This window comes from Paraglaciecola sp. IT1134 (genome assembly GCF_058068185.1).
The window spans coordinates 166,561-180,455 of the sequence record NZ_CM176486.1; the positions used below are offsets into that span (position 1 = coordinate 166,561).

The 13,895-nt window shown below is 46.6% G+C and carries 14 protein-coding genes; 6 read left to right on the forward strand and 8 right to left on the reverse strand.

The features are described from left to right. Positions 1-99 precede the first annotated feature (99 nt). Complete coding sequence (locus tag AC3RV5_RS00815) at positions 100-900, forward strand: RMD1 family protein (RefSeq protein ID WP_489730109.1); 801 nt, start codon at positions 100-102, stop codon at positions 898-900. A 26-nt stretch (positions 901-926) separates the two neighbouring features. Here the strand turns inward: AC3RV5_RS00815 and eutC are convergent, their stop codons facing one another. The 8 genes from eutC to nhaR all read right to left on the reverse strand — a co-directional run bounded on the left by eutC (position 927) and on the right by nhaR (position 9,790). Next, positions 927-1,757: an ethanolamine ammonia-lyase subunit EutC gene (eutC, locus tag AC3RV5_RS00820; protein WP_489730110.1), complete on the reverse strand. Its 831-nt coding sequence runs from the start codon at positions 1,755-1,757 to the stop codon at positions 927-929. A gap of 11 nt (positions 1,758-1,768) precedes the next feature. Continuing rightward, positions 1,769-3,208, reverse strand: a complete 1,440-nt coding sequence (locus tag AC3RV5_RS00825) for an ethanolamine ammonia-lyase subunit EutB (protein WP_489732062.1) — start codon at positions 3,206-3,208, stop codon at positions 1,769-1,771. 190 nt (positions 3,209-3,398) lie between these two features. Then, on the reverse strand, positions 3,399-4,322 hold the full coding sequence (secF, locus tag AC3RV5_RS00830) for a protein translocase subunit SecF (protein WP_489730111.1): 924 nt from the start codon (positions 4,320-4,322) through the stop codon (positions 3,399-3,401). Then, positions 4,319-6,142: a protein translocase subunit SecD gene (gene secD, locus AC3RV5_RS00835; RefSeq protein ID WP_489730112.1), complete on the reverse strand. Its 1,824-nt coding sequence runs from the start codon at positions 6,140-6,142 to the stop codon at positions 4,319-4,321. Before secD ends, secF begins: the two co-directional genes overlap by 4 nt. A gap of 144 nt (positions 6,143-6,286) precedes the next feature. Beyond that, entirely contained in the window at positions 6,287-6,829 is a 543-nt protein-coding gene (locus tag AC3RV5_RS00840; RefSeq protein WP_489730113.1) for a hypothetical protein, read from the reverse strand. Between the two features lie 91 nt (positions 6,830-6,920). Then, the gene (locus AC3RV5_RS00845) at positions 6,921-7,352 is read right to left on the reverse strand and encodes a 3TM-type holin (RefSeq protein ID WP_489730114.1); all 432 of its coding nucleotides are present in this window, start codon (positions 7,350-7,352) and stop codon (positions 6,921-6,923) included. 33 nt (positions 7,353-7,385) lie between these two features. Next, entirely contained in the window at positions 7,386-8,699 is a 1,314-nt protein-coding gene (locus tag AC3RV5_RS00850) for an N-acetylmuramidase domain-containing protein (RefSeq protein ID WP_489730115.1), read from the reverse strand. A gap of 191 nt (positions 8,700-8,890) precedes the next feature. Continuing rightward, positions 8,891-9,790 (reverse strand): transcriptional activator NhaR, encoded by a 900-nt coding sequence (gene nhaR / locus AC3RV5_RS00855; RefSeq protein ID WP_489730116.1) that lies wholly within the window; start codon positions 9,788-9,790, stop codon positions 8,891-8,893. A 126-nt stretch (positions 9,791-9,916) separates the two neighbouring features. On the opposite strand from nhaR, the gene nhaA reads away from it, so the two are divergent. The 5 genes from nhaA (at position 9,917) to AC3RV5_RS00880 (ending at position 13,784) form a co-directional block, all read left to right on the forward strand. Then, a complete protein-coding gene (gene nhaA / locus AC3RV5_RS00860; RefSeq protein ID WP_489730117.1) occupies positions 9,917-11,125 on the forward strand; it encodes a Na+/H+ antiporter NhaA in 1,209 nt (402 codons plus the stop codon). 10 nt (positions 11,126-11,135) lie between these two features. Then, a complete protein-coding gene (locus AC3RV5_RS00865; RefSeq protein WP_489730118.1) occupies positions 11,136-11,630 on the forward strand; it encodes a Rap1a/Tai family immunity protein in 495 nt (164 codons plus the stop codon). Positions 11,631-11,809: 179 nt separating this feature from the next. Then, a complete protein-coding gene (locus AC3RV5_RS00870) occupies positions 11,810-12,085 on the forward strand; it encodes a hypothetical protein (protein WP_489730119.1) in 276 nt (91 codons plus the stop codon). 291 nt (positions 12,086-12,376) lie between these two features. Then, positions 12,377-12,754, forward strand: coding sequence for a PA2779 family protein (locus AC3RV5_RS00875; RefSeq protein WP_489730120.1), 378 nt, complete (start codon positions 12,377-12,379; stop codon positions 12,752-12,754). Positions 12,755-12,785: 31 nt separating this feature from the next. Then, positions 12,786-13,784 (forward strand): PA2778 family cysteine peptidase, encoded by a 999-nt coding sequence (locus tag AC3RV5_RS00880; RefSeq protein WP_489732063.1) that lies wholly within the window; start codon positions 12,786-12,788, stop codon positions 13,782-13,784. The last annotated feature ends 111 nt before the right edge of the window (positions 13,785-13,895 follow it).

A 13,895-nucleotide genomic window follows, 5' to 3' on the forward strand; every position in this document is an offset into this window, starting at 1 on the left:
TTATTTTTGAAAGGCTTGAAAATTCTGCTGTACAAGTGAGAGAACTAGCCTTACATTAGCGCCGATCTCCCTTACTGGCCGTGTGCCCTGTGATTTGTTGTGAACTTTAGCAATGACCGTATTTCTGCCATTTATCTTGGCAATGATGATTTTATTTCTGGCTCTGAACAAGACTGGCTGGTTACCGAGCGTGGCGTACGTTACCGGGACGCGGTGTATATCACCTTGCCAGGCGGCGAAGTGTGGCTGTTTGACTATGGCATCGCCATATTTTGGGGAGTAGATGAAGACGAACGTCAGGCATTGCTGCATCGTCTGAAGCTGTCCGACAGCTTATTAACCACTGCCAGTCAGGAGCACTTTCGTTTTACCTTAGGGGCTTCGGAGAATCGCATTAGTCAGGATAACATCAGTTTGTCTCAGGACGATCCTTTAGCGCGGCTGGCATTTAGCCATGCCCTGGCCCAATCCCTGAAGTTAAACGAGTATGAAAGTCAGGCTCAACAAACCATACAGGATCACGCACATATCCCCCAAGAGTTGGCCAGAACCGGTACAATCAAGTTGTCTAGGCGCAATATTGCCAAAATTCGCGGTAAGCTGTTTGGTACCAAAAGCGATATTATCCTGCACTATGGCTTGCTCGATACCCCGGAATTTTTCTGGGAATACCCTGAGTTTGACAGTGTTTATAGTCTGGCCGCTCGGTATTTAGAGATCCATCCCCGGGTGGATTTACTGTCGAAAAAGCTGGAGACCATCCATGAGTTATTCGATATGTTGGCCGATGAGCAAAAACATCAGCATTCATCATTTTTGGAGTGGATCATCATTATCTTGATTGCGGTGGAAATTGTGATGTTTGGCGCCAAGGAGTTGCAAATGTTAATGGGTGTTTAACCCGCACCTGTCACCTCACTGGTGGTTTAATCCAGCCGAAACTTTACCTCAGAATGGGAGATCAGATTATCGCCTTGCTGGCTATTATCTTTGAGACTCACCCCCGAGGTGTGGCGCCGGCGTGCTTCATTGATTAACCAGCTCAAACGTTGAGTTGCCTGAGCGAAACCCAAGCCCTGGGGGCGAATATTGGACAGGCAATTACGCCTTTCATCGCTCAAACCCACACGGGCCTGGTAAGTGAAATAAATTCCCAGGCTGTCGGGCGCGGTCAAACCTGGGCGTTCTCCAATTAACACCACCAGTAATTCTGCATTGAGCAACTGGGCAATTTCATCACCAATAGCAACCCGGCCCTGGGCAACGCTAAATACCCCTGAGCAGGTCAGGCCCTGATTAGCAAAATCCGTCAGTAAATGGTGCACCATAGTCACGGCGTGATTTTCAGTGGCTGGGGCTGACAAGCCGTCAACCAGTACTAGACACACATCTAAACCTTGGTTGTGCTGCTGACGCCATTGTCGCAGACTTTGTGCTGAGTCGGGCGTTAATCGCCGTCCTAAATCGGGGCGTTGCAAATAAACCTGGCGATTTTCAGCCCGGCTATGCAGGTGCAAAATATTGAGCCCCAGAGTTTCAAGCTGCGGGTGAATGGTTTCCCAGGGCACGACTTTGAGCACAGCATCCCGGGCCACGGCATGGTCAAGCTGAAACGCTAAATGATGGGCGGTGGGTATGCTGCCCCCAGCGCGCCCTAACGCGATCCGGGCAGGGGTGTATTTTTTCAGGCTGTGCCAGGGGTTGCTGATCACCAGGTTAGCTGTTGATAACGTGGAGGGGGAATTGTCATTTTTCATATTCGTACCCCTTATTGGCTTATACGATGTTGCAAGCCGGCAAATATGCCGGGTAAACTGTCATTAACCAACAAACCTCGACCATGACGATAAATGTCCATTTCACTCAACCAAAGCTCGAATTCCGGAGCCGGGCGCTTACCTAACACCTGACGCACATAAAGTGCATCGTGAAAGCTGGTGCTTTGATAGTTGAGCATGATGTCATCGCTCCCCGCTATTCCCATAATAAAATTCACCCCTGCCACGGCCAGCTGAGTCAGCAAGCTGTCCATGTCGTCTTGATCAGCCTGGGCATGGTTGGTATAACAAATATCGCAACCCATAGGCAGACCGAGCAGTTTACCGCAGAAATGGTCTTCTAAGCCGGCGCGCATAATCTGTTTTCCATCGTATAGGTATTCAGGGCCAATAAAACCCACAACGGAGTTAACTAACAGCGGGTTGAAGGCTCTGGCAACACCATAGGCCCGGGCTTCACAGGTTTGCTGGTCAACACCGTGATGGGCATTTGCTGATAGCGCGCTGCCCTGGCCGGTTTCAAAATACATCACATTGTCGGCCACATAGGGCTGGATTTTTTGGCCATTAATATCAGTATTAAAGCTGGCTCCACGGTTTAATTGGCAAGCGGCGTTTTGAGCTTCAGTCAACATGTTCAAGTTTATACCAAAACTGGCATTGGCCTGCTGGGTGCCGGCAATCGATTGGAACACCAAATCCAGCGGGGCCCCTTGGTTCATCAGTTGGATTTGACTGCTGATATGGGTAAGCACGCAAGACTGGGTAGGGATAGCATAATGCTGTATCACCTCGTCTAACATCTCCAGTAAAGTACGGGCCGCCTGGGGGCTGTCACTGGCCGGGTTAATACCAATAACCGCATCGCCATTTGCATACAGCAGGCCATCCAATATACTGGCCGCCACTGCGGACGGATCGTCCGTGGGATGATTGGGTTGTAAGCGAGTTGACATCCTGCCAGTTAGGCCCAAGGTAGAACGAAAACGGCTGGTTACCTGGCATTTTTGCGCCACCAATATCAGATCTTGGATACGCATTATTTTGCTCACTGCCGCGACCATCTCAGGCGTTAAACCTGGAGCCAATAGTTTGAGGCTTTGGGTATTGGCCTCGTCGGACAACAACCAGTTGCGAAAATCCCCCACAGTAAAAGCGGATACTGGCAAAAAGGCCACCGAGTCATGGTTATCAATGATCAGTCGGCTGACGTCATCTTGTTCGTAGGGGATCACCAGATCATTTAAAAACTGTTTGAGTGGTACATCGGCTAACGCCATTTGTGCGGCGATACGTTGCTGGGCTGATTGCGCGGCTATGCCGGCTAAGCAGTCTCCGGAGCGAAGGGGGGTGGCCTTGGCTAAAAGTTCACGTAATCCGTCAAACTGCCAAGTAGTGGGACCGGTCGTGGCTTGATAACCTGGCATAATGCCCTTACCTGTGATGATCCGTCAAAATATATAATGAGTGTACAAAAACCGCGCATAATAACCAGCGGATAATGTTGTGTTTATCTAAGGTCAGGAATAAAAAGTATTTTACTGGTAGGGGGATATTAACCCATAGAGCAACGCGCCCGTTACACAGGCACGTTTTAAGATGTTAATGTTAAAAGAGAGGTTATGGCGTTTCGTCAACAGGCATTTCTTGACGGATACGATAGAAATCTGGCTTTAATCCAATCAATTGCGGAATGGTCGCCGACACGGCAACGGACGACAAGGTGCCAAATACCACTCCGGCAAACAATGCTATGGCGAAACCTTGTAAGGGTTGGCCGCCAAATATCCAGATTGCGCCGATAGTGGCCAGTGTTGTGCCTGAGGTAATTAAAGTGCGGGTAAGACTAGCTTGCACAGCACGGTCGACCATTTCGCTGGTGGTAAATTTTGTCTCAATCCGCATCACCTCACGCAATTTGTCACCAATAACGATGGAATCATTTAACGAATAACCGATAATGGCCAATACGCTGGCCAGCACGGTTAAGTCAAACGATAGTCCCAGCCAGGCAAATAAACCCAGTACCACTAATACATCGTGCACTAATGCCATCAGCGAGCCACAGGCCAGTCGCCATTCAAAACGCCATGTTAGGTACAACATCATAGCAATAGCCGCAACTAATAAGGCTAAGCCACCATCATCAATTAGCTCAGCGCCGACCTGAGAGCCGATATATACCGAGTCTTGAGGGCTGATGTGATAGCCGCTTTGACTGGCAAACTCGGTTAACCAATCTTTGTCGATAACCTGGGGAGCATCGTCTGCCTGACGAATGCTCCATTGTGTGCCGCCAGAACTGCTGCTAAGTTTAAAATCACCGTTGATGTGTGTCGCTAGTTGGACCTGCATTTGTTGCTGGTTGATGGCTTCAGATGTGGTAAATTCGGTCATATAACCGCCGGTAAAATCCAGTCCCAGATTTAAACCTTTGGCCACTAAACCCACTGTTGATAAAAACATCAGTCCCAGGGCAAGATAAAAGCCCATTAGGCGAAATTTTCCCACTTTATTTATGGTTGATTTATTAGCAACGTTCATAGGGTTTGCTCCTTATTTTTTACTGCTATTTGGGGTTTAACAATCTGGGTTAATACATGTGATACAAATACCCCGGTAAACATACTGGTGAGAATGCCAAGACTTAAGGTCATGGCGAATCCTTTGACCGGCCCATAACCAATACTGAGTAAAATTAAAGCGGTGATCATGGTGGTGATATTGGCGTCTAACACTGTGGCAAACGCTTGGCGATAACCCTCTTCTATGGCTAGAAAATTACTACGCCCGAGTTGCCTTTGTTCTTTAATACGCTCGAAAATAAGCACGTTGGTATCCACCGCCATGCCAACGGTTAACACTAAACCTGCAATACCGGGCAGAGTCAGCACCACATTGGGAAGCAATGCCATTAACCCCAACAAACACACCAGGTTAAGCACCAGGCTTACATTGGCAATCATGCCTAGTTTTCGGTACCACAACCCCATGAAAATCAAGGTAATAGCAACGCCAATCATCAAAGCCATAATGCCATTGTTGACATTTTCCTGACCTAGGGAGGCTTGAATGGTGCGTTGCTGCACTATGGTAATCGGCGCATCTAACGAGCCGGCCCGCAATAACAGCGCCAGATCAGATGCGGCTTGTGGGTTCGCCATATTGGTGATGCTAAAACGGTTACCCAGCTGACTCTGGATGGTGGCGACGCTGATGACTTTGCTGCTTTTGAGTAATTCATTGGCAGTGTTTTTGTGATACTCCGAAAATACCGTCACCATAGGGTTACCTATGTTGTCTCTAGAAAAAGCCGACATCTTTTTGCCGCCAAGGCCATCAAGGGACAAATTAACCATCGCCATACCCATTTCATCCCGCCCGGCATCGGCATTTTCGATATTTGAACCACTGAAAATAGGCTTAGGGGCGACCCGTAAGCGGCGACCGCTTTGATCAGTAAAGGTTTTTGCCCCTACCGTTCCACTATGGGCCAATTCATAAAAATCCAGTGAGGCGGTGGCGCCAATAATACGTTTGGCTAGTTCAGGATCTTTGACCCCTGGTAACTCAACGCGGATCCGGTTTTTGCCTTCACGTTGAGTGACTGCTTCGGTGATCCCCAATTCTTCGATGCGTCCGCGCAAGGTACTTATTGCCTGGGCCATAATTTGCTGATGAAATTGCTTGGTTTGCTGTTCAGAAAAAAACAATTTTCCGCTATGTGCATCTATGGGTGAATACTGCGCATCGGGCAGCAACGATTGCAGTGTATTTACTAAAACTTTTATGTTGTCATTTTGCTGGGCGGAAAAGTTGAGCGTTACGCTATCGTTGTCTTCTAGACGGGTAGACACACCATGTAATGCCTGATCATGGATAATTTGCCGTGTCTCGTCTTTGACATTCTGCAAACGTTCCTGGTTCGCTTGAACCGTATCGACTTCCAAGACAAACAATACCCCACCACTGAGATCCAGACCTAATTTGATGGGTGTCATACCTAAATTCTGTAGCCAGTCTGGTGCCGCGGACTGTGAACCTAGACGCACTTGATAATCATTGCCGAGCTTGGCTTTAAGTTGTTGCTCAGTGGTGGCCAATTGAACATCCGTAACATCAAACACTAGTTTGCTTTCGTTTTTGCTATTAATAACCTGCGTTACGGCCAGCTGTTGTTCCATTGCCCAATCACGGAGCTCCTTGGTATTGGGCAGTGGTTGAGTTGGATTAACTGAGCTGATCAGCAAAGCATTGTGGCTGCCGTAAAGGGTTGGAAGGGCATTGATAGCCAGTATCAAGACGGTGCTAATGATCACTAATAGTTGCCAAGTATACTTGGGCTTTTTATTGGTATTACGCATATATATTCTCTTGTTCACCCATATGAACAGCGCCACATGAGGTTGCATCGGCATAAAACACAGCTGTGCACAAAGGGAAATCAGTACCTATTGGTACGGGAATAAAAACAAGACGCGCTGGGAAAGCGCAAACCATAGAATATATTAACTAAGGTAGGTAATGCTGCCGGTATAAAGGTTGTTGCCATCTTTCCAACCAGTTACCCGATTGTGTTTATTTGATGGGGTTGATCGTAAATACCAGGGTAAATTATTGGCGGGGGGCACCAGTGTTAAAAAATGTTTGCGGGCACGGATTTCTGGCAAAAACTCATAGGCAAAGACAAAAAGTGGCTCTAGCTGGGAGGAGGAGCTAAACACTGTAACTGACTGGCGTTCAAACGGCGGTAAGCTGATACCGAACTGTTGCCAATAACCCAAGAAAACAACGGGATTGTGTATGTCGTTATGATTAACTTGAGTCTGTTCGAAGTGTGGAACAACGCTGACGGGACTGATAGTGGTATAAAGATCGTTTACCCCCCCAATAGTTGGAACGCCTGATGACCCTTCATAAAATGCAGCTGGTATGCTGTTATTAGCCTTTGTGTCGATGCAAGTGGCATAGGCAGCAGAAAACCCAAGTGCCAATGTCGCCAGCAACAGAGTCAATCTGAGACTAAATATAAATACGCGCCAACAACTCATATAAAATGAATAAACCTATGAACGAGATCCCAGCAATAATAAGGGCGAACGTTATCAAATCAAGGTAAAGATAGGATTAACGTAAAAATAATTAACCTTTGGCCGTGGTGCCGCTCGTGTTGTCTGCTGGGCGAGCTTGTAAATACTGCTGAGTAATTTTTTCAGCTGAACGTCCCGCCACATAACCACCCAGGCCAATTTGTAGTAGTGTCCAGGCATCAGGCGCCAATGGGTTGGGTAGCCAGCCGAAGCTGTCCATTACTACCAATAACAAAAACACCAACATAGTGATCGGCCGCCAATTACGCTGTAACCAAGATTGACCGGTGGATTCGGCGGTGATGATTGCGGTTTTATTTTCCAGTAGCTGAGACTCGTAATCGATGACCTTGGCCAGCAGTTCGTTTTCAACCGCTTTAATCTGACTTTGTAATTGCAACTTCTCTTCGACACTAGTGTGCAAATCATCAACCAACCTAACCGCGGGTTCAAAAATATTACTGATGAATGAAAAAACGTTCATATTGCTTCCTCACTGTGGTTATAAACAATACCGTTAAGCACGGTATATTTTTTTAAACGCCTCAAAGTGCAACGCGATCCGTTGGCCATAGATTTTTTTTTGGCCTTTACCGTTATATAAAGCGGCAAAATCTTCAAATGCCTGTTCGCGCAAAAAGGTGTGCATCGATTCGCTGAAAAAATCGAATAAACCCTTTATTTGGCCTTGGATCCCGCCACTGAATGCATTGAACATCTCATTTACCGATTGATAGCCTAAGCGCTGATAATGAAACCCCATGATTTGCGGGGCCCCCATGCTAATTGATAACATTGCGGCGTTTTTATCCAGCTGTTGCGCAAATTCAAATACCCGCCATTCCCCAGATTGTTGACCATGAAAACTTTGCCAGGGATCTTGAGACTCGGTCCGCCATCGATGTTCTGTCCATACTTTATCCGGGTTGTAGCTAAAGTGTTGTCTATAGTGCTGGGGATGGTGCCTGCCCCAGTAAGTCCAGAATTTGTGGTTTTCGAAACGGATGATCATGCGATCACCATTATTTTGTTCAAAACCTTTGCCCGAGCTTTCAACACATAACACCGCCAGAGCACAGCCGACATCCAGTTGTTTGTTTTGGCAGAGGTTTTCCAGCAGCGCCCCCCAGCGATTCCAGGTGGCGGCAACGGATCTCTGGTGAGGTTCTCCGGTAACGGTTAATAATGTCTGAGGTGTAAGTCTGGCAAGTTGAGCGTCTTGTTCAACTTGAGGAATGTCCAACAACTCTTCATGTTCTGCCAAGGATCGTTGTTCAGGTTCAACCTGAGGGTCGTCGACCAATAAATACTCACTGGCAACATAGCCCCGATTGCCGTTGAAGCGGATTTGGCTCCATTGTTGTTGTTCACCTTCCACCCATATTTGAGTATCGGCGGCCAGTTGCCCAAATAAACTGGCGTTGTTGGTCGGGGCGCTTCTTACATTTAAGGCATTGGCGATGACTTTGGCGTAATGCCCGCTTTGTGCGTACACCAAGTCTACATATTGAGCCAGGGTATAAGCCAGTTGGCCGTTAAATTCTATCTCTAGCCAGTCATTTACCACTGCCAGGGTCTTGATCGAAGCGCCATGTCCAACGGAGGCTAATGTTTTGGCCCCTGGATTAGGCGCGTCCCGAATATTGAGTAAGTCCGTATTAACCGTGCCGGTGAGACGCATCAGATCATTAACCGGTTGTAAATAATGGGCAGATACAAAACCAAAGGTACCCCCAAAGCGAAACTGTACCCAGGCGTCGTGCATTTTATTGCCGACTATTACCATGCCTTGAGTCAGTTGACCCACCACCGCGCTAGTCACAGTCGGCATGCTACGCACGTTTAGCAGGCCGGCGGAGACAGCGCCTAACATAACGATGGCGCATTAAGGTTTATCGGTACAGTGACGTCTAGGCTCTTCATAGGATTGACCAGCAGTAACGACTTGTTAGCTAAAGGCTTAGCAGATTTTTAACAAAATGCCATCACAATCAGGGGCCACAAGTATTATAGACTTAACCCTTAACCCTCAACCCTCAATTTAGCTTGTTCAAATAATGCCAAAACTGCCGGGTGTTTGATTTGGCGTTCCGGGGAAATTAAATACAAACGTTCTTTGATCTCATTGGTACGCCCTATGACCTTGACCTTATATTGCTGTTCCAGATGTCGTTCAATAGAAGTAGGCGCACAGAATACGCCGTAACCTTGTTGTCCGAAAAGTTTCATCAACGCGCTATCTTCAAATTCAGCCTTGATGCGAGGATTAATATTGTGCCGGGCAAACCAGGCCAGTAAATTCAACTTCTGGGCAGACTTATCCCCGGGGATCAAAAAGGCCTGTTGATGCAGGCAGTGGGGGAAATTGTCTCGATAGGGCAGGGCAAGGTGTTCGGCGATAAAAAAACTTAATCCGCGGCTACCGATAAGGTGATTGTAGGCCTTTACATGACTACCCGGTGCCAGTGGCCGATCTGAGAGGATCATATCTAAACGATTTAACGCCAGTTCCGCGGTCAGAGAATCCAAATCGCCCTCTTTGCACACCAAATGTAAATCATCGTGCTGGGCGATGCAGGTTTTAAATAAATCAAAGGCCAATATTTTGGGCACCACATCGGTGGCCCCTACCGTTAATACCTGCAACTTGGTAAGCTGCTGGTTTTTTACTGATTGCAACAGCTCGCTGCCAAGATTAAATATATCTCGGGCAAAACTGTAGGCCAGTTGCCCTTGAGGGTTGAGTCGTAGTCTTTTGCCCACCCGATCGAATAATTCAAAACCAAAATAACCTTCTAGAGTACGTATTTGCTCGCTGATAGTTTGCGGCGTGAGGTGTAAAATGCCAGCGGCTTTAATGATGCTGCCTTCTTTGGCCGTCACGTAAAAATAATATAGGTGCTGGTAGTTTAATTGGTTCATGGTTAATACTTATCCCACGTGACTATCAGGAAATACCTGTCTATAAGGCAACAACAAACGACTATACCTAATTAAGAATTGTGCGTATATCTATACGTCGCCATCCACCATAGGAAGTTTATAAACGTGCCAACATTTTTGAATAAGCTAATACATCATGAAGCAGCAGGCGGCGTACTCCTTGTGCTCGCCGCTACTATTGCCATGATATTGGCCAATTCGCCTTTATATAGTTTTTACAACGGATTGCTCGAAATCCCCGTGAGCATACGCTTTGGCGCATTTGAAATAGCCAAGCCCTTGATACTTTGGGTTAACGATGGCCTGATGGCTATTTTCTTCTTTTTAGTTGGCCTGGAAGTAAAAAGAGAAGTCCTAGACGGCCAATTGTCGTCCGTGGCACAAATTACCTTGCCAGCAGTGGCAGCGATAGCCGGGATTGTCTTTCCAGCCCTGATCTATGTGTGGTTTAACTGGCATGATCCTATCGCCATAAGCGGTTGGGCTATCCCATCCGCGACTGATATCGCATTTGCGGTGGGACTGTTCACTATTTTTGGCAAATTTTTACCCTTAAGCCTTAAATTATTTTTACTCAGCGTGGCAATATTTGACGATATAGGCGCCATAGTGATTATTGCTCTGTTTTATTCTCAGGATTTATCACCAGTTTCCTTAGTGGTGGCCGCTGCAGGTCTACTCGCTTTATTTATGCTCAACCGCTTTAGGGTGAGACAACAGGCGGCCTATATTTTAGTTGGTGTGGTGGTGTGGGCAGCCGTATTGAAATCTGGAGTGCATGCCACCCTAGCTGGTTTTATCTTGGCCTGGTTTATCCCTCTTAAGTTAAAAAATGACGATGGTCACCCTATGTTGCTGCATATGGAGCACAAGTTACATCCCTGGGTGGCCTTTGGCGTTTTACCCATTTTTGCCTTCGCTAATGCAGGTGTCGCCCTATTTGGAGCCAGCGTGGAAGATATGTTTAACCCAATCACCATAGGAATAGCGGTGGGGTTGTTTGTAGGTAAACAGCTGGGAATTTTTGGTATTTGCTGGCTCACGGTCAAGTCAGGTTTAGCCAAACTACCTGATGGCTCAACCTGGTTACAGTTATATGGCGTGAGCTTACTGTGTGGGATCGGTTTTACGATGAGCCTATTTATCGGCAGCCTGGCGTTTGAGGAGCAAGGACTGGCTTATCAAACCAGCGTGAAAGTCGGCGTATTACTGGGCTCTCTGTTATCGGCCTTCATCGGTGCAGCTGTTTTGGCCAGCTGTAAACCTAAAAAAGTTGATAAACAATCCCCTCAGACGATAAATCAGCTTAGCTAAGGAGTGAACAATGAATATGTCATCAAAGATACAATCCGCAAGAAAACCAATTGTCCTATTAACCGCCTTACTGTTACTCGTCAGCGTGGCTAACGTGCAAGCTAGGCAAAGTGCAGAGCCTATATGGCAAAGCTGTCATGCTCTAGGGCAGCAAACCGCGGGAGAAACCAGTGATGGTGGGGATAAATCCTCACTCTGCTACCAATATATCAAGGGTTTTTTGGAAGGCGCGGTGTTGACAGATACGCAAATTATGGCTCAATTGGCGCAGACAAATTCCAAGTCAGCATTTGCTCAGCGCGCTATTCGCACGCGGGTCGGAAACACCCGGGCAACCGATGTGGATACTTATTTAGCCAAGTTCTGTTTACCAGATACGCACATTAGTCATGGGATCATCAACGAAGTCGCAACAAACCTTGCCACAGATGATGAGGCCCAGCAACAGATTGGGCCACTGGTGTACCAAGCCGTCAAGCAGGCCTATCCATGTGATCCGTCCTAAGCCAATTGTTATTTGAAAGATAAACACCATTAGCCTAAATTCGGCAAACCTTGAGGGAATGGAATCCGTGGGAGGGGGCATTAATACGTCTTTAGGCCATGCTCTCATCAGTTGTCTCAACCAGAGCTTTGCGGCGTACCTGCCTGCCTTGCATAATTGGAATAACTTGGCGTACTAAAGTGGAAATGGTCGATGATAACAACCCATATCGCTGGATCGATCTAGGCGACAAAGAATATGCCAGTGCAAAGTTTCACCAGGCACTTAAGTTTTATCGCCGGGCGGCCAAAGCTGCCCCGTATTTACATGAGAGTTATTTGGGTTTAGCCAGAGCTCATTACCAATTGGGAGATATGCAACAAGCTGAAATCGACATACAAAAAGCATTGGCATTATCTTATGTGCCCGAAGACAAGGTGTTATACCAGGCAAAATTGCTGGCACTAGGGAAATAGTCAATTGAAAGCCGGTACGTCAGTACCTGAAATAATTACATTGTAGTGGCCGTTTTTAGCCTAATAACTTATCAAATGGCTAAGTTCAATATTTAACCTCAGTCAGAGATGTATTGTAACTGCATGATTTAAAGCTATATTTATTTAATTGGCATGTTAGTTGTAGGTTAATGGTAACAAAAACCTTATCTTTGATAACCTAGAGCCGATTAGTTAACTAATAATGTAGAACTAGAGAACGAAATAATTAGGTTTCTGGCAGTTCAATTATGCAACCATAAAGAGAATAATATGAAAAAATTTATAACACTGACGTTCACGGCATTATTGCTGACTTTCACTATGGGTACAGCTTCCGCCGGGGTTTATTCCTCTGGTGAAGTGTTACATGCGCAACACATGGATTACAAAAAACAACAAATTCTGGGCATGGTCGACGGTGCCGATGTGCAGCAGCAGTTGGTGGCACTAGGGGTAAGTAGCACCGATGCCAAAACTCGGATCGCTAGTATGACGGATAACGAACTCACTGCATTAAACGATCAAATGAATAATATGCCAGCCGGTGGCATAGTGGGCACTATAGTCACAGTATTAGTGGTGATTGCCGTATTGGATGTACTGGGTATAACGGATGTTTATCCTTTTATCCGTCCGATTAATTCATAAGTTTTATTGCAAACTAAGAGTAAATAAATTGCTGTATACACTCTTCAAAGCCGGCGTTTTCGCCGGCTTTTGCTATTTATTAGCCGGCTGTCAAGCCACCCCACAAACCGACAGGTTACTAGCCAATCACCCAGAGATACCAGCCCAACACCTTATCCCCAATGTGCCTTTTTACGCTCAGCAAGATTTTTACTGTGGGCCCACAACGTTGGCCGAAGTGTTTAACTTTTACGATCTTCGTTTATCACCCCAGGCTATCGCCCCCAATCTATTTATCCCTGAACTAGCCGGCAGTTTGCAGATTGAAATGGTGGCTGCTACGCGCCAACAAGGTCTGATCGCCTATGCTGAACGTGGCAACCTGGAAAGGCTGTTAACGCTCGCCAGTGAAGATATACCGGTGGTGGTGTTGCAAAATGTGTCCGTCTCTTGGTTACCTATGTGGCACTACGCCTTGGTCATAGGTTATGACTTAGACAAACAACAAATCATTATGCATTCAGGGGTTACCGAACAGCATAGGTTAAACCTCGCCACTTTTGAGCGCACTTGGGGTCGAGGCGAATACTGGATGATGGCAGCGGTGCCACCGACAAAAACCAGTGGGCAATTTACTCCGCTAAATTATACCCAAGCCGCGCAAGATTTGCTGTCAACGGGTCAGCTTGATGCGGGAATCACTGCCATGGAGCAAGCCATTAAACAATGGCCGGATTACTGGTTGAGTTATTTTTTATTGGCCAATCATTACTTGCAAGAAGACCCCCAACAAGCGGCTATGTGGTATCAAAAAGGTTATCAACATGCCGATGAAAACGTCCCTTATTTAAACAACTTTGCATTCACATTGGCAACACTAGGCTGTGAGGCCCAAGCGCATACCCTTGTTGCCAGAGGCTTAGCTCAGCAACCTAAGGATCCAAACCTGCTCGAGACCCAAAGCCAAATTGCCAAGCTCAGTAGTCGGGCCTCTGTGGATCCCAAGGGCCATCAAACCCCCATGACCAAGCCATGCCCACTAATTCACTAACATAAAAAACACTGATGTTACATGTGTTGGTATTGATGTTAAAACAGATAAAAATGCATGCTAATTACCCCTTGGTAATGGCTATTATACGGGGAGTTACTTATATCATCT